Origin of the sequence: Glaciecola punicea ACAM 611, assembly GCF_000252165.1 — a bacterium.
GTDB classification, from domain to species: Bacteria; Pseudomonadota; Gammaproteobacteria; order Enterobacterales; family Alteromonadaceae; genus Glaciecola; species Glaciecola punicea.
Genome location: NZ_BAET01000014.1, coordinates 152725 through 177105 on the forward strand (window position 1 = coordinate 152725; position 24381 = coordinate 177105).

General features: G+C 43.4%; 19 protein-coding genes and 3 pseudogenes. 18 read left to right on the forward strand and 4 right to left on the reverse strand.

All coding sequences use genetic code 11. The features are described 5' to 3' along the window. Positions 1–243: 243 nt before the first annotated feature. Complete coding sequence (locus GPUN_RS07600; RefSeq protein ID WP_006005158.1) at positions 244–1374, reverse strand: DUF418 domain-containing protein; 1131 nt, start codon at positions 1372–1374, stop codon at positions 244–246. Positions 1375–1475: 101 nt separating this feature from the next. Between GPUN_RS07600 and nhaD the strand changes: the two are divergent. After that, positions 1476–1703, forward strand: a pseudogene (gene nhaD / locus GPUN_RS07605) (sodium:proton antiporter NhaD); the annotation flags it as partial. A gap of 281 nt (positions 1704–1984) precedes the next feature. Here the strand turns inward: nhaD and GPUN_RS07610 are convergent. Further along, on the reverse strand, positions 1985–2605 hold the full coding sequence (locus GPUN_RS07610) for an SRPBCC family protein (protein ID WP_006005164.1): 621 nt from the start codon (positions 2603–2605) through the stop codon (positions 1985–1987). 58 nt (positions 2606–2663) lie between these two features. Here GPUN_RS07610 and GPUN_RS07615 point away from each other — a divergent pair, with 58 nt between their 5' ends. The 14 genes from GPUN_RS07615 to GPUN_RS07680 all read left to right on the forward strand — a co-directional run bounded on the left by GPUN_RS07615 (position 2664) and on the right by GPUN_RS07680 (position 17409). Further along, positions 2664–2843: a hypothetical protein gene (locus GPUN_RS07615; protein WP_006005167.1), complete on the forward strand. Its 180-nt coding sequence runs from the start codon at positions 2664–2666 to the stop codon at positions 2841–2843. A gap of 141 nt (positions 2844–2984) precedes the next feature. Then, positions 2985–3938 (forward strand): patatin-like phospholipase family protein, encoded by a 954-nt coding sequence (locus GPUN_RS07620; RefSeq protein WP_006005169.1) that lies wholly within the window; start codon positions 2985–2987, stop codon positions 3936–3938. An 890-nt stretch (positions 3939–4828) separates the two neighbouring features. Continuing rightward, the gene (gene hflK, locus GPUN_RS07625) at positions 4829–5824 is read left to right on the forward strand and encodes an FtsH protease activity modulator HflK (protein WP_006005174.1); all 996 of its coding nucleotides are present in this window, start codon (positions 4829–4831) and stop codon (positions 5822–5824) included. Next, the gene (gene hflC, locus GPUN_RS07630; protein WP_006005176.1) at positions 5821–6810 is read left to right on the forward strand and encodes a protease modulator HflC; all 990 of its coding nucleotides are present in this window, start codon (positions 5821–5823) and stop codon (positions 6808–6810) included. The genes hflK and hflC overlap by 4 nt, the downstream gene beginning before the upstream one ends. Positions 6811–6847: 37 nt before the next feature. Next, positions 6848–7564, forward strand: coding sequence for a Crp/Fnr family transcriptional regulator (locus tag GPUN_RS07635; protein ID WP_006005178.1), 717 nt, complete (start codon positions 6848–6850; stop codon positions 7562–7564). A gap of 159 nt (positions 7565–7723) precedes the next feature. Further along, on the forward strand, positions 7724–8434 hold the full coding sequence (locus tag GPUN_RS07640; RefSeq protein ID WP_006005180.1) for a Crp/Fnr family transcriptional regulator: 711 nt from the start codon (positions 7724–7726) through the stop codon (positions 8432–8434). 321 nt (positions 8435–8755) lie between these two features. After that, the gene (locus GPUN_RS07645) at positions 8756–10372 is read left to right on the forward strand and encodes a cbb3-type cytochrome c oxidase subunit I (RefSeq protein ID WP_006005184.1); all 1617 of its coding nucleotides are present in this window, start codon (positions 8756–8758) and stop codon (positions 10370–10372) included. Then, positions 10369–10974 carry a cbb3-type cytochrome c oxidase subunit II gene (locus GPUN_RS07650; protein WP_006005186.1) on the forward strand — a complete coding sequence of 202 codons (606 nt, stop codon included), beginning with the start codon at positions 10369–10371 and terminating at the stop codon, positions 10972–10974. Before GPUN_RS07645 ends, GPUN_RS07650 begins: the two co-directional genes overlap by 4 nt. Before the next feature lie 3 nt (positions 10975–10977). Beyond that, positions 10978–11571, forward strand: a complete 594-nt coding sequence (locus tag GPUN_RS07655) for a c-type cytochrome (RefSeq protein ID WP_040520612.1) — start codon at positions 10978–10980, stop codon at positions 11569–11571. Continuing rightward, on the forward strand, positions 11540–13813 hold the full coding sequence (locus GPUN_RS07660) for a heavy metal translocating P-type ATPase (RefSeq protein ID WP_238528948.1): 2274 nt from the start codon (positions 11540–11542) through the stop codon (positions 13811–13813). Before GPUN_RS07655 ends, GPUN_RS07660 begins: the two co-directional genes overlap by 32 nt. A 68-nt stretch (positions 13814–13881) precedes the next feature. Continuing rightward, positions 13882–14064, forward strand: coding sequence for a hypothetical protein (locus GPUN_RS07665; protein WP_006005193.1), 183 nt, complete (start codon positions 13882–13884; stop codon positions 14062–14064). Positions 14065–14073: 9 nt separating this feature from the next. After that, on the forward strand, positions 14074–14958 hold the full coding sequence (locus GPUN_RS07670) for a ZIP family metal transporter (protein WP_006005195.1): 885 nt from the start codon (positions 14074–14076) through the stop codon (positions 14956–14958). A gap of 274 nt (positions 14959–15232) precedes the next feature. Further along, positions 15233–16525 carry an MFS transporter gene (locus tag GPUN_RS07675; RefSeq protein ID WP_006005199.1) on the forward strand — a complete coding sequence of 431 codons (1293 nt, stop codon included), beginning with the start codon at positions 15233–15235 and terminating at the stop codon, positions 16523–16525. A 197-nt stretch (positions 16526–16722) separates the two neighbouring features. Beyond that, positions 16723–17409: an NAD(P)-dependent oxidoreductase gene (locus tag GPUN_RS07680; RefSeq protein WP_006005201.1), complete on the forward strand. Its 687-nt coding sequence runs from the start codon at positions 16723–16725 to the stop codon at positions 17407–17409. Positions 17410–17567: 158 nt separating this feature from the next. On the opposite strand, the gene GPUN_RS07685 is transcribed toward GPUN_RS07680, so the two are convergent. Then, on the reverse strand, positions 17568–18047 hold the full coding sequence (locus tag GPUN_RS07685) for a hypothetical protein (RefSeq protein WP_006005206.1): 480 nt from the start codon (positions 18045–18047) through the stop codon (positions 17568–17570). 158 nt (positions 18048–18205) lie between these two features. Continuing rightward, positions 18206–22036 (reverse strand): bifunctional proline dehydrogenase/L-glutamate gamma-semialdehyde dehydrogenase PutA, encoded by a 3831-nt coding sequence (gene putA, locus GPUN_RS07690; protein WP_006005208.1) that lies wholly within the window; start codon positions 22034–22036, stop codon positions 18206–18208. 372 nt (positions 22037–22408) lie between these two features. Here putA and GPUN_RS07695 point away from each other — a divergent pair. The 3 genes and pseudogenes from GPUN_RS07695 to GPUN_RS14215 all read left to right on the forward strand — a co-directional run bounded on the left by GPUN_RS07695 (position 22409) and on the right by GPUN_RS14215 (position 24372). After that, positions 22409–23116 (forward strand): annotated as a pseudogene (locus GPUN_RS07695) (IS6 family transposase). 147 nt (positions 23117–23263) lie between these two features. Then, positions 23264–23548 (forward strand): pyrimidine/purine nucleoside phosphorylase, encoded by a 285-nt coding sequence (gene ppnP / locus GPUN_RS07700; protein WP_006005212.1) that lies wholly within the window; start codon positions 23264–23266, stop codon positions 23546–23548. Positions 23549–23653: 105 nt separating this feature from the next. After that, positions 23654–24372: pseudogene (locus GPUN_RS14215) on the forward strand (IS6 family transposase). The last annotated feature ends 9 nt before the right edge of the window (positions 24373–24381 follow it).

The following is a 24381-nucleotide window of genomic DNA, read 5'->3' on the forward strand; positions in this document are numbered from 1 at the left end:
AAGCTCGGTCGCAATTTTACGCATTTCGCATATAACGCATATTTGGCTAATCACGCCTTTTGCGTTGTTGTAGTGCGTTGACAAAGCTTTTGGTACATTGTCTTTGATGAAAAAGTGGGTAAAGCGTACTATTTTCCAATGACTTGGGATTACTAGATGATCCCTGTATACCCTCCAAAGGAGTGATTGCTTGGGCGAATATAATTACTTGGCTGGCGTCAATTCTTCAGCTCATCATTGGGCTTAACGCTTTTTTTTAAAACCTTTGTTATAGAGCCTACGCCAAAGTAGTTCTAAAGGTCCTTGTTCATATTTGCGCAAGTAGAGCGTCGCCATCAATATCTGAATAACTGCATAGACTAACACTAGTAGCAAATAATCAACATGACTAGCAGTAATACTAAACTCAGGCATTATCCAGCGCAGTAAAAGACCCATAAAGATAGATTGCATAATGTACAAGCTAAAGGCGACTTTGCCTATAGCGGCTAAGGCATTTACAGCGGTACTCTTTGTTTGACAAAGTTTAACAACAACGTGCGCGTACACTAAAGCCATAAATACTGCAGAGAGACTTGATATTAACGGTATAATTTCAGAGGCGATATTGTCCATTAAAATCTGAGGCGCAATACATAAGGCAGTACTAATAAGCGCAAGGCTAGCCACTTTTATGAAGGCAGGTTGGCTAAAACCTTGTGTAAAAAATCCTACTCGGTAGAGATAGCAACCTAAATACATAAGCCCCAGTGTTTGCCACAAAATAAACAAAGGTGAAGAAATCACTATTCCTAAAGAAAAACCAGCGTGAATCATCGTTTGATACCAATAATTGCCCTGCCAAAGCGCTACAGACTCCTTGTATTCTTGTGTACCTCTTACCACCTGTTCATTCATATCGGCAAAAATAAGAGTGGCTGCGGCTATCAGTAATATTATTGTGCAGCCAATAATTAAAAATTTACGTGCTTTTTGCAATAACGCTTCAGTGTCTAATGTCAGACCCCTAATTAAAAGAAGACCCGATAGGCTATAGAGCATTAGGATGTCTCCACCGAAGATAAATACACCGTGGATAAGGCCAAAAAACATTAGCCAATGTAGCCTGGATTTTAAGAAGACAGTGGTATCGATTCCTTTTGTGATACAGGATTCATATTGAATAGCCAAGCCTGCGCCAAACAACAAACAAAAAAGAGTTCTAAATCGGCCATCTGCAAATATGCTATACAGTAGGGTAATCAATTTATCGCTTGTAAGCATAGGTTCGAATGAGACATAGCCAAGCAACATATTTGCGTGAAGGGGAATATTCATGAATAAGATACCCAAAATCGCGATACCGCGTAGGGCATCAATTGAGGTTGAGCGCATTAAAATATCCTGCTTGTGCATAATTAGCTAATGTAGCATGAAAAGCCTTGATTGAACTTTCCCATTATTAAGATGAGACTAAAGTCGTGATTGAACAGCGGCTGATGATGATACCTGAAATGTCGCACGGGCAGTGCTTGCTTATAACGCTTACCGCAGGGATTGGAGGTAGTTTTCTCTTAATTGGATCTGCAGCAGGTGTAGCATTAATGGGTCAAGCTAGCGGATACTATACCTTTGCTGGCCATTTGAAATGGACACCGGTTATTTTACTGGGTTACGCTGCGAGAATAGTTACACATTTGACTTTGAATGCGCATTATTTTTAATATTTTCAGCGTACGAAGGCTTTAGGGCTCGTACGCCGCGAAATGAACAATACCCAAAGTAATATCAACAGCCTGTTCAGCCAGCAAAGCGTTCAGTGCTATGACGGACTGCATCACACAGCCTCAATGTTAAAAGCAATATGGTTTCAGTTTTAAATCCAGAGCGGCCAGTGTCAATTATGCAAGGGGCTTAATTGCCTGATAGGCAAGTTTTTGTGCAGCTTGACACAAAATAATTTTTAATATAAACATTCTTTATTTTGTTTTGACGGTTTATTTGTTTAATTTTTTTGATCAAGCGCTTGTAAGTTTTCAAACGTTTGTTGAGTAGATTCTTTTAGAAAACGCAAAGCAAATGACTGTGGTATGTTGCCATTGGGACTAGCGGTGCCAGTGTAGCTGAGCTCGAATAACGCGTTGTACGGCTTCATTTGCCACTGTCCGTATACGTTTGTCATCCGAATTCTATTTGGATGATGAGGTATATTGTTACTGGCATCCTCTATGAAAATAGTTAATGTGTTGCTTGTCTCATCGTATTCGCTGCGACTTGTGACGACCATGTCACGATCTTTAAATGGCCACGGAGCATTGATGTGGGTCTGAATTACTCTCTTTGCCGCATGTTTATTATCAAAAATAGTCACCGACACACATTTGTCTATCCACGAACAATTTTCATTCGAATGTGACATTAAGGCTAGAAAGTACTGCGGGGAAAACTGAACAAGAGTTTTTACCACTACATGTGTTGCCCCATCAGCTTCATAGGTGCTTACCTCTATTTCCTGTTTGTTTGACTCAGCGGTGTTTGCTGCGCTCAACGAGGGGGAATTTACGGCTACTGCTGCGCACAGTATTAGGCAACACAGGTAAAGCCTTGCTGCATATATTAACTTCATATCTTTTTATCATACTCATTTATAAGAATATTTAATTAAGCTTACGACACTTATTTTAATGCTTGAGTTTGCTACTGCACAAAGTGCATCAGGTCGTCAGCTTATACCAAATGCAAGCGACGTGATTGATGTAGACGTCAGTATTGATGCTGCTATTAAAACGGATGCCGCAACTAAACCTGATGCCAATATTAGCGAATATTTTTACGCTAAAACTGTGCTTAGTGCAAGTGCTTGAAATAATGCCTCAGATGTGGCTTTCTTAAGCTGTGGTGTATTAAAACGCCGTAGGTGCTCTAGCGTACAGACCAACTTATATTATTAATGCCACCATTGGTTAATATAAAAGTGGCTTTCAGCTCGACGAAGGACAAACACTATGAACGCTTTAGCATCAAGACCATCCATTTTTTCTTGTGAAGCCGCACATGGTAAAATGGCGCTTGTTGCTGAAGGTGGTGGTCAGCGAGGAATATTCACAGCGGGTGTTTTAGATGCGTGGTTAGAGAATGATTACGACCCTTTTGATTTATTTATTGGTACGTCTGCGGGTTCGCAAAATATAACCAGTTTTTTATCTCATCAAAAAGGCTATGCTAAACGGGCAATTGGCGGATTATCGCGGCGTAAGCGTTTTTTCCAACTGAGTCGAGGTTTAGCAGGGGGTAATGTTGTCGATTTGGATTGGTACTTTGATAAAACCACTGAAGGCAAGTTTGCCTTGGATTTTACGGCAGCAACGAAATCATTGGGGCAACGAGAGCTATTCATTACCACAACAAACTCACGCAACAGGCAGGGTTATTTCTTGCGTCCAAACGGCAATAGCGATCACTGGCGCCAACTGCTAAAAGCGTCAAGTGCACTACCTTTTTTATATAAGCAAGGGGTTAAACTGACTCCTAGATTAACTAACAGATCGGCTAATTGCGGTATAATCGATGATTATCCTCAAGCCGACTTTTACCTAGATGGCGGGCTTTCTGCGCCTTTGCCGGTGAGTGAAGCCTATCGCCGTGGCGCGCGAAAAATTGTCGTTATTCGCACAGTGAATACAGATATTCACTCTCAGTCTGCTTGGATACAGAAATTAAAGTCATGGATATACATGTCTGGGCATTGCCCGAAAAGCATTGATTACCTTGTTCAGCATGAGCAAGCTTATAACAAAGAGCTCGCCTTTATTAAAGATCCTCCAAGCGACGTAGAGATCCTTCAAATTTTTGCCAAAGATACTCTTCAAAGTAAGTTATTAGGCAGTTCCGATATTGATTTACAGCATGATTATAGAGCCGGTATCGATGCGGGCAACGCTTTTTTGCATACTCAATAAATACTTTCTACGACACCGGCTCTTTATAAGTGAAGAAATCGGTTTGGTAAATCTCCTTAATTATTGGCTTAGCTAGTGGCCTTTTAACGGCTTTGCGCGTCGCTAGAGTGCCAGAGCGCTTCGGCTAACATCGAGTAGGTGACGCATTTTATGCGATCGGAAGTAAACTCGGCTTTAGGGAATGTTTTGAGTGGCTATCACTTAAATGCTTCCTATATTTCATAATTATGTGAAGTCTCAATTTAACTTCTAAGTCATGCCGGGCATTTAAGCAGCGACAAATAAGTCTATAAAGTGGTTTACGAGCATTTTTTCTAGCGCGTTTTGATCGCTAAAAATAGTGATAACCTCGTTGTATTGCGGGTTTGAAAAACGCGCTGCCAAGTGAAGTCTGAATTTCTGTGTTAATAAGAGAAACCCTCATTTTTGTATCCATTTTCGTATAACTTGATGATTAGTCTAAGGACTGCCTTATTTTAGGCTTAATTGTTCATGCCAACTTGATCTGAATCATTGAGTCATTGAAATTTGCATCTGAACGCTAGAAATTACCCACAATATCACTTACTTTACTGTGTAAAAGTTGCTGAACAGCCTTTATTGAAGTCTCCCATTATTCCACCACAACATTTCAGTTAAAAAACACTAGGTGTTGTACCGCACAGACCTGTCCATGTAATCACGCTAGGATCTGTTTGTTCGTAACGCACTTATGTAGCGCAACAGTGTTGCCATAGTGTTAATTTTTTGAAAAGGAGAACATCATTTCCACTCAAAATGAAAATAGCAAAAAATCCCAAGATAGAGACACTCCGCCTGACATAGATAAAGTCGCGAGTAATCTCTTACAAAAATATAAAAAGCTGCCGGGTGGCAAATTTAGCACTATCTTGACAGTTGCAGTCTTGTTAGTGCTGCTTATTACAGGCTACACCGCCCTATACACAGTGCCCAGCGATTCAGTTGCGGTGGTATTAAGGTTTGGTAAGTTTCAAGAAATCTTGCCACCTGGCTTGCATGTGAAAATACCCTTAGGGGTTGACCATGTTACTACAGTGCCCATTAAGCGCCAGCTAAAGCAAGAGTTTGGTTTTTCTACCCCAGGGGCTGAAGATCCTTATCAAAATATTAACCCTAACAATAATATCCGTTCATTTGCGCCAAATATTTCACCAAGAGAAAACCAGTTACAGGAAACACAAATGGTAACGGGTGATTTAAACACCGCGCTGGTGGAATGGGTGATTCAATATCGCATAGCCGACCCTAAAAATTACTTATTTGAGGTGCGCGATCCTGCAGGCACCTTACGCTATGTATCTGAATCCGTTATGCGAGAAGTAGTCGGGGATAGAACCGTCGATGAAGTGATCACCATCGGTAGGCAAGAAATTGAAGTTGAAGCCTTACGTAAGATGCAGGCGCTTTCTAGTCAATATGTAATGGGAATAAGTATTGACCAAGTACAGCTAAAAAATATTAACCCGCCAGTACCGGTGCAGGCTTCTTTTAATGAAGTCAACCAAGCTCAGCAGGAAAAAGAGAAGCTGATTAACGAGGCACGGCGAGATTACAACCGCATTATACCGCTGGCAGAGGGCGAGCGCGACCAACGCATAAGGGAAGCCGACGGCTATCGCATTAAGCGTATTAATGAAGCCCAAGGTGATGCATTGCGCTTCAATGCCTTATTTGATGAGTATCAAAAGGCGCCCCAGGTTACTCGTAGGCGAATATATCTAGAGACAATGACAGAGGTTATGCCAAGCATTAAAGAAAAAATTATTATTGATAGTCAAGCGATGGGGGTTTTACCGTTATTAAATTTAACACCCAACAAAAATCAACCATTAGCAGGCCAACAAATAGAAGGTCAAAAACCATGAAATCTTATTTAGTAGTAGGCAGCAGCATTTTAGCAGCACTTGGGGTACTAACATTATATAGCGCTTTGTATACCGTAAATGAAGTAGAGCAGGTGGTTATTACGCAGTTTGGCAAGCCTGTAGGCGAACCAATTAGAGATGCTGGCATTAAACTTAAAGTCCCCTTCATTCAAAACGTTAATTCTATAGACAAGCGCGTATTAGAATGGGAAGGCACACCCTCAGATATGCCAACTAAAGACAAGTTATATATTTCGGTAAGTCTTTATGCACGCTGGCAGGTAACCGACCCATTACAATACTTTTTACGCTTGGGTGATGAGCGTAGCGCCCAATCCAGACTGGATGATATTTTTGGTAGTGAGACCAGAAATGCGGTAGCCACGCACGAGTTAATTGAAATTATTCGCACAACGAAAGATCGCCAACCTTTGCGAGACGCATCACTCACGCAAGCTGAAAAAGAACAGAATATTGGTAGCTTGGTACCTATTACCAAGGGTCGCTTAGTAGTGGAGCAAGATATATTTGATGCAGCGGCAGAAAAAGTCAAAGTGTTTGGTATTGAACTTATGGATATTCGCTTCAAGCGTATTAATTATAATGAGAGTGTAAGGCCAAAAATATACGAGCGGATGATAAGTGAACGTCGTCAAATAGCAGAGCGATTTTTGTCAGAAGGCAAAGGCGAGGCAGCGCGCATAAGAGGCAACCGAGAACGTGATTTGGACAAAATTCAGTCGGAAGCTTATCGTGAGGTAGTCGAAATACGAGGTAAAGCTGACGCCAAGGCCGCGGCTATTTATGCTTCTGCTTACAATCAAAATGAACAAGCCGTCGCATTTTATTCCTTTACGCGCTCTTTACAGGCTTTCGAACAAACGCTGGGTCAAAATACAACATTGGTGTTGTCGACCGACAGTGAGTTGTTTAGGTATTTGCAGCATACGCAAGTCAGCCAAACACCACTGAAAAGTAAACCTTGAGTTGATCAAGCGAAGCATCTTGAATTTGGAGAAGCTATTGACGGAAACACGCGGCACACAAATAAGCAATCAATTATTAAGTAACTTACCGCATTGTGATAAACAGAGGGTTTTAGAGCAATGTAAGCTTGTAGATTTAGTGTTTGGAGAAATGCTATGCTGTGCCGATGAGACAGTAGAATTTGTTTATTTTCCAATAACAGGCTTTATTTCACTTCTGGCTAACAATTCTGACGGGCAGTTTTTAGAAATCGGTTTAATTGGTACTGAAGGCATGCTGGGCGCAACGCTTGTCCTTGGCAGCAAGCAGGCACCTATGAAGGCCATTGTGCAGGGCACGGGCACCGCGTTGCAAATGGATGCAGACGTGTTTGTTAAGTGCTTGAATAGTAGTAAAACGATGAGCGACTTAAGCCAACGCTATCTGTTTGTATTGATACAACAACTGTCTCAAACCGTTGCCTGCAACAGTTTTCATGAAGTAAAGCAGCGCCTTGCAAAATGGCTATTAATGACCCAAGACCGCACCCAAAGCAATGATCTCCAATTAAGCCATCAATTTTTAGCAAAAATGCTAGGCGTACGCCGCAGCGCGGTTACTATCGCGGCAGGTTTTTTGCAAAACGAGGGTCTTATCACTTACAAACGAGGACACATTCAAGTTTTATCTAGAGCAGGCCTTGAAAAACGGTCTTGTCAATGTTTTCGCATGGCTATTAACACTTACAAAAGACACCTAATTATCCAAAATTAAATACGTAAATTTTATTGAAGGTGTGACTTGGGCTAAACAAATAACGTTGTAAACAGTGCACTGTCCAAAGGCTGTCAATACCACAGGCATGCCTATTATGCTATTATTATAAAAAGCACATCCAAAATTCGCTTACATTTTATGCAACAAAGGGAATTAATGAATAAACCTACCGACAATAAACTGCTAAGCGCATTTCCAGAGCAGAGTAAAGCTCGACTTTTCCCGCAACTAAAGCTGGTTAAATTGCCCTTAGGTAAAGTCTTATATGAATCGGGCCAGAATGTTGTTTCTGTATATTTTCCGGCTAATAGTATTGTGTCCTTGCTATCGGTTATGGAAAATGGCTCATCAGCAGAAATATCTGTGGTAGGTAATGAGGGCGTAGTTGGCACTGCCGTATTTATGGGGGGCGAGAGTACGCCAAATCAAGCGGTTGTGCAAAGTGCAGGTTATGCATTTAGCTTGCCTGCTGCTGCACTACGCAGCGAATTCAATAGTGAACTTTTGGTGCGTACCTTAATGTTACGTTATACCCAGTCACTAATGGCACAAATGGCGCAAACGGCGGTATGCAACCGCCATCATTCTATTGATCAACAGCTTTGTAGATGGTTGCTATTGTCACTCGACCGGCTGACCACGGATGATCTGACGATGACCCAAGAGTTGATTGCAAATATGCTAGGTGTAAGAAGAGAGGGGGTTACTGAAGCCGCCGGAAAGCTGCAAAAACTAGGCGTAATTGATTACAAGCGTGGGCACATCACGATAAAAGACAGAACCAAACTTGAAAGCTTGTGCTGCGAGTGCTACAGCGTGGTGAAAACGGAAACAGATCGTTTAAGTACTTATGCTAACACGCTATGAGCCAATTATCCCTTAATCTGCAAGCATAAAAAGCGACTTGACTGTGCCGTGCATAACGCATATCTGATTAAACACGCCTTGTGGGGCCATGCAGCCTTCCTTTTTATATGTGCGCTAGCGCACATATAAAGTTTAAAAACTCTGCTATTTTATTTATACTAAAGTATACCTGCCATTGCTTACTACGCAGCGGTCGTCTGAAATTCATTTGTGTCATCATATTACTTAGCTGCATCTTAGTTCCACAAAGGGTTTAATAAAAACAAGCTCGCTCGAATATTCCGCTCAAAAGTGCAGATATAACAATAAATAAGGTTCACTATGACACCAACCATAGCACTTTTACTTATTATCACATTCTTACTGTCTACCGTGGGTTTGCTGGTACTCATCTGGTCTATTTCTACTAATCAATTCAGCAATAGCCAAAACGCGGCTCGTACTATTTTTACACCCGGTGAAGAAGGCCATAGTGAAGATCCAGCGCGAGAAGATACTTCAGCGTATAAAGGTGACAGCAAAGCTGCAAAAGAAGCCTTTACTGCTCGCAGGGTGCAGGACCAATCATCCAAGCCTGCTGTTCTTATTTGGCTTTCTTCAGCCGTTTTTTGGCTATTAATCGGTTCTTTTTACGGACTACTTGCCTCTATTAAAATGCATTATCCAGAATTTATGGCAGACAGCCAGTGGTGGACATTTGGGCGTATACGGCCCATGCATTTGAATGCAGTCGTGTATGGCTGGTCATCAATGGCAGGTATTGGAGCGGTGCTGTTTTTGGTCCCACGACTATTTAAAACGCCTTTGCGTGGCACTCCCTATGCAGTCACTGGCGCTATTATTTGGAATATTGGCGTTATTTTGGGCTTGGGGGCCATCAACTTTGGATTATCCGATGGCCAGGAATGGTTGGAGTTTCCTTGGCAAGTTGACTTTTTATTTGTATTGGGCGGTGCCCTATGTGCAGTGCCTTTACTACTTACCTGTGCACGGCGAACGGTAGAACACCTGTATGTGTCAAGCTGGTACTTTTTGGCGGCCTTAGTTTGGTTTCCGTTCCTTTTTTTCATTGCAAATGTACCTAAGGTATTTCCGGGTGCTACGGGTGCCACTGTTAATTGGTGGTTTGCGCACAATGTGCTGGGATTGTGGGTTACCCCATTAGGCATTGGTATTGCTTACTATATAATTCCCAAAATACTAGGGCGCCCAATTATTTCCTATAAATTATCATTGATTGGGTTTTGGTCGTTGGCGTTATTCTACAGTCAAGTAGGCATTCATCATCTTATTGGTGGGCCCATTCCAACGTGGCTCGTGACGCTGTCTATCGTGCACAGCGTCATGATGTCAATTCCCGTGATAACCGTCGCGATTAATCATCACGGTACCATGTGGGGCAGTTTTGGTCGTATTAAAGAATCACCTACTTTACGCTTTGTATGGATAGGGGCGCTTATGTATACCGCAACCTCGTTGCAAGGTTCACTGATGGCATTGCGTAGCGTTAACGTTATTACCCATTTCACGCATTACACCATAGCTCACGCCCACTTGGGTATGTATGCCTTTTTAAGTTTTATCTTGTTTGGTGCCATATATTTCATAATGCCGAGACTAACCGATAGAGAGTGGCCGTGGCGGCGAATGATCAGCCTGCATTTTTGGTTAGTAGCGATAGGTATTTTAATATACTTCGTATCTCTGACGACGGCAGGTTGGCTGCAGGGCCTTGCACTACTGGATGCTAAAACACCGTTTTTAGAAATAGTCCAAATGACAATTCCGTATCTACAGGCACGTTCACTAGGAGGGGGCCTAATGGTGGCGGGTCATATTGTATTTGTAGTGCATTTCATTTTTATGTTGTCACGTCGCGGTGCGATGACACAAGGACCCACTCTATTTCGTGTTCGCACTAAGGAGATATCGCAATGACACGTGTTCTTGCTATTATGATGGGAGCCGCGTTTATTTTGCTGCTGGCCACATTAACCTTGGTGGTAATGCCGTATTTACAAATGTCGGCAGAAGCCGTCCCTCCCGGCCTAAAACCCTACACGCAGCAAGAATTAATGGGTCGTCAAACGTATATTGCCAATGGTTGTATGTATTGCCATAGCCAGCAACCGCGAGATCCTAGCTTTGCCTCGGGTGATAGAGATCGCGGCTGGGGACGACCCTCGGTACCCGGTGATTATGCGAATGATTGGCCACACTTAATGGGCACTATGCGCACGGGACCCGATTTGTTCAATATAGGTGCGCGCCAGCCCAGCGAAGACTGGCATTTAATTCATTTATATAACCCTCAAGCAGTAATGAAAGGCAGCATAATGCCACCTTATCGCTTTTTATTCCGTCACGTTGAAAAAGCGGGCCCCAATGATAAGGTTGTGAATATGCCGCCTCCTTATGGTCCCGGATCGGGGCAGCTGATAGTCACTGAAGAAGGCATGGCATTGGTGGCGTATTTGTTGTCACTTGATCATACTTATCCTGCACCTACCTTGCCACAAGCTAAAATAGATGAGGAGTAAGTGATGAGTGAAAAAAAATATCGCGCGCACCAACGCGAGGGTCCCGAGCCAGAAGAAGGAGTCCGCGAAGTCCCCAAACTTGTCTTCGTTTATATACTCATCCTTATAATATGGGGTGTGGGCTATTACGCTTGGCAAATTGGTAAACCCATGCAGGGTGGCGATAGTCGCTCAGTGGCAATCCAGCCGGCAATCAATTCCGAAAATGTCGCAACGCTTATTGATGGCGGTGCAATCTACAGCATCCAGTGCAGTGCCTGTCATCAAGCAACTGGACAGGGTATTCCTGGTGCGTTTCCTCCCCTAGCCGGCAGTGAATGGGTGCTTGCGGACTCAGCAATTCTCGTGTCTATTTTACAGGATGGTTTACAGGGTCCAATTGTCGTAGCAGGCAATACTTACAACGGTGTAATGCCTTATTTTCGCGGTAAATTGTCAAGCGCGGAAATTGCCGCGGTATTAACGTATATCCGCAGTGAATGGGGTAATAACGCAGATAGGATAGACCCTATTATGGTGGATGAACATAAAACACGATTTGGTGAACGTGTCCCTTGGACGTCTGATGAGCTCATTGCAGAGTTTGGTAAGCCTTAATATGCATACTAGCGCAAACATTAGTAACGCCATTGATGATAATACTGCACCAGAGCGTGACGCAAAGAAAAATAGCGCGATCTTCATGATAGAAGGTATGCGTTGTGGCAGTTGCGCGATTGCAATAGAAGCATTGTTAAATAAACAGCCTAATGTGAGTGAGGCGACAGTTAATTTTTCGGCAGACATCGCGATGATCCATTGGAAGCTGATTGAGCCCGATATTTTGCAACTTGAACGCGCAGTGAAACGCTTAGGGTATAGCTTACATACTTCAATTTGTCCCAAACGCAGTGCCGAGCAGGCCGACAAGACGCGTAAGCTACTGCAGATGCGCCTTGCGGTGGCAGTGGTATTTGGGATGTGGAGTATGATGCCCGCGATTTTATTATATCTTGCGCCGTTTGGTGCGGTTGAGCATGAATATATGTGGCCACTGGCGCTGGCCAGTGGCCTGTTTGCTATTCCAGTAGTGTTGTATTCTGGGAGTCATTTTTATCGCGTGGGTTTGCGTACTTTGTTAGCGGCGGCGCCTGGCTTAGACACACTAATTACGCTAGCAGTAGTGGCGGCTTGTATTGTTTCGGTATGGCAGTTGAAAATGGGTCAGCATCATGTGTATTTTGATGCGGCCGTTATGCTCATTACTTTTCAGTTAATTGCGCGATTAATGGACAGTAGTGTACGTCGACGTGCATCGGATATTGTACAAGGTTATTTTCACACCATACCAGAAACGGTAAACGTTTTTAATGAAGCTGGCGAAATCAGTAAAAAAGCAGCTAACACGCTAACGCTTGGCAAGATAATCGTGTTAAGTGCAGGTCAAAAGCTAGCACTAGATGGTGTAGTAAAATCCGGTGCTGGACAGGCAGATGTGTCTTTGTTAACTGGTGAACATGCTCCCCAGCCGATGATTCCTGGAAATGAACTTTTGGCAGGCTGCACCTTGTTAGAAGGAGAGCTACAGCTAATTGTGACGGCGGGGGTCGGTGAGCGGAGAATCGACCGCTTATCTCATTCTATTAGCGGCTTGCTGAGTCGAAAAATGGCGTTGCAACAGCTAACCGATCGCATTGCGCGTTGGCTTATACCGGTGATTGTTGTATCTGCTATATTGGCAGTAGTATTGGCCACTTTGCAAGGCGAGTCCATCATGGTCGCAGTTGGTATTGGTGTAGCGGTACTCATTGTCAGTTGCCCCTGCGCGTTAAGTTTGGCTATTCCAATGGTCATCACTATGGGGTATTCGGGCATGCTTCAGCAAGGTATCGTGCTACGCGATCCGGCTGCGTTGGAAGCGGCGGCTGACATCAATGCTGTGGTGTTTGATAAAACGGGCACACTAACCACGGCCGAACCAAGCATTCATACTGTGCTTCCTGCGCCGGGTTGGAATAATAGCGATTTATTGCAACTCGCTATGAACATTTTGCATGATTCGTTACACCCTACTGCCAAAGGCCTGCAAGCTTCAGTGGCAAAATCGCTGGTCCCCGTCACCGACGGCCATCGAGAAAGTAAGGCCGGTGAGGGCACTGTGTGGAAAAGCACTAATGGAGTTGCCTTGGCCGGGCGTGCTAGTTGGTTGCGGCAACAAGGGGTAAGCCTGCCCACAATTATCGATAACGGTATGCAGTTGCACCTTGCAAACCAAGGACGTTATGCCGGTAGTATTAATTTTCAAGAAACCGTGCGAGAAGGGGCGGTAGAAACGGTTACTGCGCTACATCAACAAGGTCTTGATGTATATCTGCTAAGCGGTGATACGCAACAGTCCTGTTATGCCTTAGCTGAGCGTATGAGTATTAGCAAACAAAAAGTGTTTTTTGAGCATACGCCAGAGCAAAAGCATCAATTTGTTGAGACATTAGAAAAGAGTGCCCGCGTGGCTTTTGTCGGGGATGGACTGAACGATGGATTAGCTTTGGCGGGTGCCCGACTGGGTATTGCCGTGGGTCGGGCCTCGTCGGCCACTGCCATGGCAGCGGCGGTGTATTTGCCGAATAGCATAAATCGAGTGCCTGCTACACTTTTGTTGGCACAAAAAGCGCGCACTTTAATGTATCAAAACTTATTTTGGGCCTTGACTTATAATGTACTGCTGATCCCATTAGCGGTATGGGGCTGGGTTCATCCGGTCATTGCGGCGCTTGCCATGTCGCTAAGTAGCTTGTGCGTATTATTTAATAGTATGAGAATGCAAAGGCGATATCATTCGTATGTTTCCAGCGCAGACTAAATAAGGTCTAGGGAGAATGTCGTGGTTTTTAGTCGCGGTCTCTAAGACCGAGGTTTGGTGCAAGAAGAATGGCGGAAAGTGCGGTATTATTGGTTGATGATGTATTACAAGCCTACGCGATTCGTCAGTGGGTGTCTTTGCAAATAACAGCAACTTTCGAGCGCAAAACCCAGCAAAATCAGGCTCGGTTGAATAGATCAGGTATGTGGTTTATTCTTATTATCTTCATAGTCGCGGTACTACTAACATAAGGTGAGTTTATGGCATTGCGGTATTGGGTAGTTCTGACGATCCTTATCGGTGGCTTCATCGCGCTGTTGCCCGGCATATATTTGCGTTTGGTGGCGAATGACCCGCATATGACGGGCGCGCTGATGGGTGGTATGATTGCCGCCGCGGCAACTGCGCTGGGTACTATTCCCGCGGTTTTAACGGGGCAGCTTTCGCAGCGCTTTATCGATACGTTAATGGGGTTTGGTGCTGGAGTGATGCTGGCAGCAACGTCGTTTTCGTTGATCATACCGGCATTGGATACTGCCGCTGATCAGGGTGCAGGTTCCTGGCTGGCCGGGGGCATTGTTGGCGGTGGCATCATATTGGGCGCTCTGGGTCTGCTGATGATTGAGCGGCTTGTGCCCCATGAGCATTTTGTGAAAGGCCTTGAAGGTGGCGCCCGATCTGAAATCAATATCGAGCAGGCAACAAAGCTCAAGCGGGTCTGGCTTTTTGTCACAGCAATCGTGTTGCACAACTTTCCTGAAGGCATGGCGATTGGTGTTTCATTTGCTGGGCCGGATCTGGTGGGTGCAAAAGCCCTAGCGGTGGGTATTGCGATACAGGATATTCCCGAAGGCTTTGTGGTGGCTTTGGCCCTGATTAGCGTTGGTTACAGTAAAGGTGTAGCCCTTGGCGTTGGTATTTTTTCTGGTCTGGTGGAGCCTATTGCGGCCGTGTTGGGCGTTGCATTGATTGGCCTTTCGGTTCACCTTCTGCCTTGGGGACTGGCGATTGCGGCGGGTGCTATGCTGTTTGTCATCAGCCATGAAATCATTCCTGAATCCCATCGCGCCGGGCATGAAAGCTGGGCAACGGGTGGGCTTATAATTGGGTTTGTGCTGATGATGCTTCTTGATACAGCGCTTTGAGTGCCAAGTGTTCGAGCTGCATTGCTATGGTCAATTAGCTAATACTTCTGGTTTTTCGTTTGACGCAGGCACTTTGTGCAAAGTAGTTTGCCAATGCCAATTCTGATGAGTCAGAGATCTTAGAAACACTATTCCGCTAGATCAGACGACCTTGACAATAAGTTTAACAAGGACTTCGATTCGAGCGACTGTTACCGTATTTAAATTGTTAATTTCGGGAGGATTGGTGGTTGGTTAAGGTAGACATTATTGGATAGAACAAAGAGAATTAATAATGGCAGCTAAAACAATATATCAACTGTTAATTAATGAAGAGGATGCCCGTGCTTGCCGCGATATTCCAGATAGCGCCTGCACTAAAGTACCCAAAAACTTTATGGTGGTGCTATTTAGCCAGATATTGCTGAGCTTGGGGGATTCCCTTACCAGTCCCAAAACGGTGTTAACTTGGTTGATGACAGTGGTCGGTGCGCCGCCTGCTATGGTCGCTTTGTTGGTGCCTATTCGCGAATCAGGTTCAATGTTGCCGCAGTTGGCAATTGGTGCGTGGGTGCGTCGCTACGCGATCCGCAAAACCTTTTGGATTACCGGAAGTATTATTCAGGGCAGTTGTGTGCTAGCGATGGCATTTGCTGTTAGTCATTTGCGCGGCGCTGCTGCAGGCTCAGCTATCATTGGTTTGCTCATACTGTTTAGCCTAGGGCGTGGTTTGTGCTCAGTTGCCATGAAAGATGTGCAGGGCAAAACAGTCCCTAAAGGCCAACGTGGCCAGCTTATCGGCATTGCTGGCACGGTATCGGGCGTTTTGACTTTGCTGGTGTCATTCTGGCTGGTGGCTCAGGAACCAAACATTTTATGGGTTTATCTGGTGTTGCTGATTGTCGCTGGATTGTTGTGGTTTAGTGCTGCGGCATTATTTAGCCAGGTGCAGGAGAAGCCGGGTGAAACTGACGGTGGTGTTAACGCGCTGCAGCAGGCATGGCAAAATTTAAGCCTGCTCAAAACCGACCTGCATTTTCGGCAGTTTGTAATTTGCCGTGCTTTACTGTTGGGCTCGGCGTTAGTTACGCCTTTTTTGGTCTTGCTGGCCCAGCAACAACATAACACTGGTCAAACTCTTGGATGGTTTTTAGCCAGCGCCAGCTTGGCCAGCGCGATTAGTACCTTTATTTGGGGCAAGGCCGCGGATCGCAGCAGCCGCAACGTTATTATTATTGCCGCTGGCCTTGCGTTATTGGGCTGTGGCTTATTGGTCGTGTTGCATATGATGTTGCAGGAAGTTGCGCTTGTCGTCTATTTGCTGCTGTTTTTACTGCTGAGTATTGGTCATGCTGGTGTTAGGGTGGGTCGCAAAACCTATTTGCTCGATATGGCATCGGGTAACAAACGCACCGACTACGTGTCGGTTAGTAACTCGGTAATTGGCGTGCTATTATTAATCGTCGGCGCAGTTAGTAGCGCTATTGCTTGGTGGTCACTACTGGCAGTGCTGTGGTTTTTCTTTGCCACCAGTTTAGCCGGTTTACTCTACGCATTTAAGCTGCTGGATGTTTCAAATGCAAGTTAAATCAGAGTTTACAACTGACTGGCAAGACCAAGGCAATAATATCAGGGTGTGTGTTTCTGACGCAGCTTAATTGAGCATTGCATAAAGATTTTGAGCAAGCATTTAGTTTATGACATTAAATTCAACCAAATCTATGCTTATTACGTGTCTCAAGCGTGACATTTCTTTTATCAGTAGCTAAAAAACGGGAGTAACAGATGAAGCTTGCAATTTTGGGCGCCAAGGGTGCGGTTGGACAAAATCTAGTTAAATTGGCTCTGGACGGTGGTCACCATGTTGTTGCGATTGAATTAGACTGGTCAGACGCGCCAGCGCTTCAAAGCAATATAAGATTGGTCGAAGCCAATGTGCTAACAGATGAGCTAACAGGCGCATTTTCGGGATGCGATGCGGTGCTGTCGTGTCTTGGCGTGGGCAAAGCGCCTAAAGTTTTATTGGATCCGCCGCCGTTATATACGCAAGGGACGACAAACATAATTGCGGGGATGCGCGAGGCAAAGGTGGATAGATTGATAGTGATTTCTGCTAGCTTTGTTGAGGCCAAAAATCGTGGTCCAGTATACTTCAAACTTCCTATGATGGCTGCCCTTCACAATGTGCTAGATGATATGGCAGAAATGGAAACGCAGCTGCGAGCATCGCCGATAAATTGGACTGCGGTGCGTCCGGGGTGGCTAATGGAGGGAGAAATTACTGGCGACTATGTGGTCACCGAAGATGTGATCCCTCAGGATTTGATCCGTACCCGAATGGCCGACGTCGCGCATTTCATGTTACAACTGGCGCAAACAGGCGCATGGTCTCGCCAGACTCCAGCGCTGGCGCGTAAAGAAGCGCCAGAAGCAACATCGTTATCTGCAGTTGTGAAAGACATTTTGGGCTAAACCAATTATCACCACTATTTCTATAAATTAACAATGAAAGTATCTTTCATGAAAACACTAATATCATTACAAGGTGCAGTCGCATCGGCGACAAACGCTCTAAGGCTTGGCTTGTTTTCCGTTTAACAGTAAGCCACCAAAATTATTTTTGTCTTTACCTAAGAGCTTGTTATACATTTAACCGGATATATAAAGTTTGTTAAAAAACCAGAATATGCCCATAGTAAAGTACCTATAATAGTTAACGTTACACCGATGGACTCAATTTTAAGGATTTTTTTGGCTGTATTTTTCATTAGCGCTTCATCATCATCACTAACTTCAGGGATTGATAGATTAACGCCTCTTGCTGTTGGAAGCTCAGACATTATCCCATCTCGGGACTTTGGGAATATTGAAGCTACATAATATTGAACCTCTTCATCATTTTTTGGCACTGAATGGCTAACTGTTAGTAAAACACCAAATATAGTTGTTACACCACCGGATGCAGCTAACCAATTAAAATCTTTTAGGACTATTGAAGCAAACAAAGAGCATACATTAAATAAAACGATACTAATCACAGTCACTAAATAGTGCTTTGCTATTTTATTCAATACGCGCAGTGATACCGGAACAATTATCTTATCCGCCACAAAAACTCCAAACGTTAAGTGATGCATAACCAGGCTGCAGATTCACTCGTTCTATGATTAATGATAGAACGAGTGCTTAGGCTCAGTTGTGTTTAGGCCACGAATGACGTGGAATTTAGAAAGTCGCATTGTCTCACCGTAATATCACCCCTGAATAGCTAATCTTCTTCATCTAAGGTCATGAGTGATGTATTACCACCAGAAGCAGTGGTATTTATGCTAATTGTTTTTTCTGTTAATAAACGCTGAGTTAAATTATCAAAATACTTTGAACTGATCACCGGTAAAATTGCGCCTTGGCGTTTAGCCAACATCTCACTGATATAATGTTTACGGTCGCAATGACTGTCAACAACAACACCCGATAATGCAGGGTGTGACAGCAAACTTGTTAAATGACATAAGCGGGCCACTTGAAACACATTTTCGTTTTCGCCGCTTGTAGCAAACTTATCTCTAAAGGCTATCGCTTCATCATAAAATAAATCAGATACCACGGTAATAACTGTATTACCAGTTGCCAACGCCGTTACAACAGAAAGCAACCAAAAGTGAAAAGTAACATTTTCGTCAGCAAAACAGATGATGTTGCCACGATTTTCTAAATAGAGAATATTAGATTCACCCGTTGGACCAGGTAAAACCGTTGGCTCATTTAAGTGTTTTTCAATATCAATTAATTGTGAACGCGCCGCCGTTAGAGTGAGCGTTAAATCGTCTGCTAAATTATCAATAATATCGATATGGGCAATTTTTGCTAACACTTCGCTAACAAGAGATATCCGATTGTTTAACTTGGTCAAGCGCCAGATTTTTTCTGCCGCACTAGCCCTATTCATAAATAACACTGCTTGTGCTTTTGTATCGCCGTTTAAGTCTTCTATTTGCCGTGGTAATACACTAAGTTCCTTGGCACCGGGCGTTGTTTTTTCTTTAACTAAACGGGGTAAATAATATGGACCACCCGCTTTTGGCCCAGTACCTGAAAGACCACGACCACCAAAAGGTTGCACACCCACAATAGCACCAATTATATTGCGATTTATATATACGTTACCTGCTCGTGATAACTTCGCCAAATTTATGGCTCGCTGCTCTATGCGAGTGTGTATACCCATAGTTAAGCCGAAACCTGTGCCGTTAATATCATCGATGGCTTTTTCTATTTCATCGCCTTTAAAGCGGACAATATGGACACAGGGGCCAAATACTTCTTGCTTCAGCGCGCTAATATTCTCTATTTCATAAAGTCGCGGCGCAAAAAAGAAATGTTCTTTCTCTGCTATTTCATTTGTTATCTCATCAGAAATAGCGCATTGGTATAATAGTTGACCATGGGTTTTCATATAGTCACTATGGGCATTGAGTGAATCTAGCGCTTTTTGATCAATGACTGGACCTACGTCAGTACGCAGTTTTTCAGGGTTACCCACATGCAATTCTGCTAATGCGCCTTTAAGCATTGTAATAACATTATCAGCAATATCTTCTTGTAAAAATAACACGCGAAGCGCAGAACAACGTTGACCTGCAGATTGAAAACCTGAGGAAATAACATCATCAACGACTTGCTCAGGTAGGGCGGTAGAGTCAACTATCATGCAGTTTTGGCCCCCCGTTTCAGCAATAAAGGGCACTTGATCGCCACCTCTATCAGCCAATGTTTGCGAAATTATAGTGGCTGTTTTAATAGAACCAGTAAACATAACCGTTTGAATACGTGCATTAGGAATAATACTACTACCTACATCACTACCCTGTGCAATAACTGCTTGTACAACGCCATGCGGTAATCCAACAGACGTCATTAGTTCGATAGCGCGCAGTGCAATTAAACTTGTTTGCTCAGCTGGTTTCGCTAATACCGTATTACCAGTAGCAATCGCAGCCGTCACTTGCCCTATAAATATAGCTAATGGGAAATTCCATGGGCTGATACATAGCACCACGCCACGGGCTTCTAAACGATCATCTTGTGTAAGTTCAACTGCTTGATGTGCATAATAGCGACAAAAGTCAACCGCCTCTCTGACTTCATCAATACCGTCTTGAGTGGTTTTCCCTGCTTCCTTAATGCATAAGGCAATTAGCTCGTCCATATGATGTTCAAGAGCATCAGCTATACGGCATAATAAGGCAGCGCGTTCAGATACAGGCGTTTGTGACCATGAAGCAAATGCGTGTTGAGCCGTTTCAATCATCGCGAGCATTTCATTCTTGCTGTGATGTCGTTGAAAACCGATAATTTCACTATGCTTTGCTGGGTTTCTAATGGCGATAGACCCGTCTGGCACGTCATTTTCAGAAAACAAGTTGTCTTGATTCCATTGATCTAGTGATTTTTTTAAAGACCTTACTGTATTGCTATCTGTCAAGTCTAGGCCTTTAGAATTATCTCGACCGATACCGTGTTCATCATGGTATAGCGCGATGGGTTTGGTTATCTGGCCATTATATTTGTCTTTCAGGCGCTGCATTTTTTTAACGGGGTCGACAAGTAAAGATTCGACCGGTTGTGACTCATCAATAATGGCATTGACAAAAGAAGAATTAGCGCCATTTTCTAACAAACGACGCACCAAATAGGCTAATAGCTCTTTGTGAGGACCAACGGGTGCGTAAACACGACATTGAACATTTTCATTTTTAACAATTTGCTCGTATAAAGAACCACCCATGCCGTATAGACATTGAAATTCAAAGCTTGTTTTGTCATTGCCTGCGAGTTCAAGAATAGTGGTAACAGTGTAAGCATTGTGCGTAGCAAACTGTGGATAGATAGTATCTCTATATTCTAATAATTTTTTTGCACAAGCGAGGTAAGATACATCAGTAGAAGCCTTGCGAGTGAATACGGGAAAATGTTTATAACCGCCTTTTTGGCTAATTTTAATCTGAGTATCCCAATAAGCACCTTTCACTAAGCGCACCATCATCTTTCGGTCAACACGCAAGGTTAGTTCACGTAGCCAGTCAACGATAAAAATAGCGCGTTTTTGATAAGCTTGCAGGGCCATTGAAAAGCCATTCCAACCGGCTAACGCATCATCACTAAATACCGCCTCAATAATATCAAGGGATATATCTAATCGCTCGGATTCTTCCGCATCTATAGTTAAGCCAATATTATAGCTTTTGGCCTGCAAACAAAGCGCTTTAAGTCTAGGCACCGCTTCAGTCATTATCCGTTCTTTTTGTGCAAACTCGTGACGAGGGTGAATAGCAGAAAGCTTAACTGAAATGCCAGGAACTCTGCGAGGATCGTTCTTACCCGACGCACGAGCAACTGCCCCAATAGCATCTATACCAACTTGATAAGCTTTAAAATACTTATCAGCATCACTCATGGTGCGCGCACCCTCACCAAGCATGTCGTAGGAATACTCAAAATTCTTAAGCTCTATGGTGGCGGCATACTCAGTTGCAGCTTGAATAGTTTCACCCATGACAAATTGCTCGCCCATAATTTTCATGGCATAGTTCATTGCTTTGCGAATGACAGGCTCACCTAAACGACCGATAACTTTCTTCAATAGACCAAAGCTATCTTTTTCGCGTTCATCAGCGTAGTCAACCATGGTGCCGGTCACTATTAAGCCCCACGATGAGGCATTAACGAACAGAGAATCACTGCTGCCTATATGCTTGCTCCACTGCCCTTTAGATATTTTGTCACCAATTAGGGCATCTTGAGTACGTTTATCTGGCACACGCAGTAAGGCTTCAGCCAGACACATCAGTACCACACCTTCTTCACTAGACAGTGTGTATTCTGCCAATAAGGCATCTACTGCACCGTTTCCCGATTCATCTCTACGTATTTTTAAGGAAATTTTACGGGCTTTTTCCCAAGCTCTGCTTGCAGCATCATCGTTAACTTCTGCCAACGGTAAAACATGCTCTACAGCAACACTTTCATCAATACGATAGAATTCACGAATTTTTTGACGAATAGGAGATTCTGCGATGTTCGAATTGTCAAAAAGCATAAACTTCACCTTAAAAAAATGTAAATAGTGTTTTGGAATTACATAAGTCGATTACAATTTAATTTACTGTTTCCAGTGAATATAAAAGTTATTTAATCCCAAACTTGAGAATATCACATCCTATTCAATCCAGAACAAGATGAATTAAAGTTAATTATAGTTCAATCTAATAATTTATTGTCGGAGACTGTTACTTGAACATAAATTAATTTTAAGTGAATGAATTAATATGTTTTAAAACTAAAATAAACTAAGCCGAGGTAGTTAAAATGTAAAATTAAGCTATAATTACCGTTAGACTTAAAACTAATATATATAATTAAGGTAGTGTCAAGTTATCGCAGACCCCAGTGTCTGTGAGGCAATCCGAGTATGAAAAACACTAAAATGTACGCGGGTTACCGCTACCCACCGCAGGTAATAAGTCATGCAGTTTGGCTTTACCATCGGTTTACACTTAGCTTTTGAGATATTGAAGGGTTATTTGTTGCCAGAGGGATCATTGTAAGTAACGAAACGGTGAGAAATTGGTGCGTAAAGTTTGGTAACCAATATTCTAGTCAGATCAGGAAAAAGCGAAGTCAACTCGGTGATATGTGGTACTTGGATGAGGTATTTATTAAGAAAAATGGTGTTTTGCATTACCTTTGGCGTGCTGTCGATCAAGATGGCGATGAGCTAGATATTCTCATTCAAAAACGCAGAAACAAAAAGGCCGTAATGAAGTTCTTTAAAAAGTTATTGAAGGGCCAGCAGGCAACGCCATTAAAGTTAGTCACTGATAAATTGCGCAGTTATTCGACTGCGAAAAGGAAAATTATGCCCAGCGTTGCTCATTCAACCCAACAATACGAAAACAATCACTGTGAATTGTCTCATCATCCGGGTAGACAACAAGAACGGCAAATGCGGCGGTTTACATCACAAGGCCAAGCACAACGATTTTTAGCGTATCATGGCATTGTAAATAATCTGTTTAGGCTTGGCCGCCATAAAATGCAAGCCGATAATGACAGGATACTGCGTGAGCGAGCATTTAATGAATGGGCTGGGGTTAGTTGCGTCCAGAATTTGGCATGAGCTACTAAAAAATTGTTCTTATCATCTTAATTCGATAAGTTGACAATGCCTGAGTACTGAATAAATTAAATTGATTGCCATTGCTTACAGTCAGGTCGCAAAAATGTAGACTATTGGCTTCTTTAGTTTTGAATTGGAAAGATAAATATGTTTAACGTAAACGAATATTTTGAGCGCAAGGTAGCATCAATTGCCTTTAATACTGCTGTTCAGTCTGCAACGGTTGGGGTTATGGCTCCGGGCGAGTATGAGTTTGATACTAGCGAGTTTGAAACTATGACGGTTGTTAGCGGGGCATTAACGGTGTTACTACCAGAACAACAAGAGTGGAAAACGTTTACAGCTTTAGAAGTGTTTACGATTGAAGCCAATAAGAAGTTTAAGGTCACAACCACTGTTGATACCGCTTATCTTTGTACTTATGGTAAGTGATTGTTAGGAGAAAACTTTTTGTCCTTGCTCAGCCTCAACATAGTTACACAACAGAGGGTACTATCAAGTTATCGCAGACACCAGTAACGATGAGATAATCTGAGTATGAAAAACACTAAAATGTACGCGGGTTCTCGCTACCCACCTCAAGTGATCAGTCATGCTGTTTTGCTGTACCATCGATTTACACTTAGCTTTCGAGATGTTGAAGAGTTATTGGCCGCCAGAGGGATCAGAGTAAGTTACGAGACCGTTAGAAATTGGTGCATAAAGTTCGGCTATTAGACGGCAATCAATATTGTAGTCAGATCAGGAAAAAGCGCGGTCAACTCGGTGATATGTGGTACTTGGATGAGGTATTTATTAAGATCAATGGTGTTTTGCATTACCTTTGACGAGCTGTCGATCAAGATGGCGATGAGCTAGATATTCTCGTTCAAAAACGCAGAAACAAAAAGGCCGCCATGAAGTTCTTTAAAAAGTTATTGAAGGGCCAGCAGGCAAGGCCATTGAAGATAGTCACCGATAAACTGCGCAGTTATTGGGCTGCGAGAAGGGAAATTATGCCCAGCGTGGATCATTCAAGCCAACAATACGAAAACAATCGCTGTGAATTGTCTCACCAACCGGGTAGACAATAAGAACGGCAAATGCGGCGTTTTAAATCACCCGGGCAGGCTCAACGATTTCTATCGTGTCATGGCACTATTAATAATCTGTTTAGGCTTGGCCGCCATAAAATGCAAGCCGATAATGACAGGATACTGCGAGAACGAGCATTTAGTGAATGGACTAGGGTTAGTTGCGTCGAGAATTTGGCATGAACTACTAAA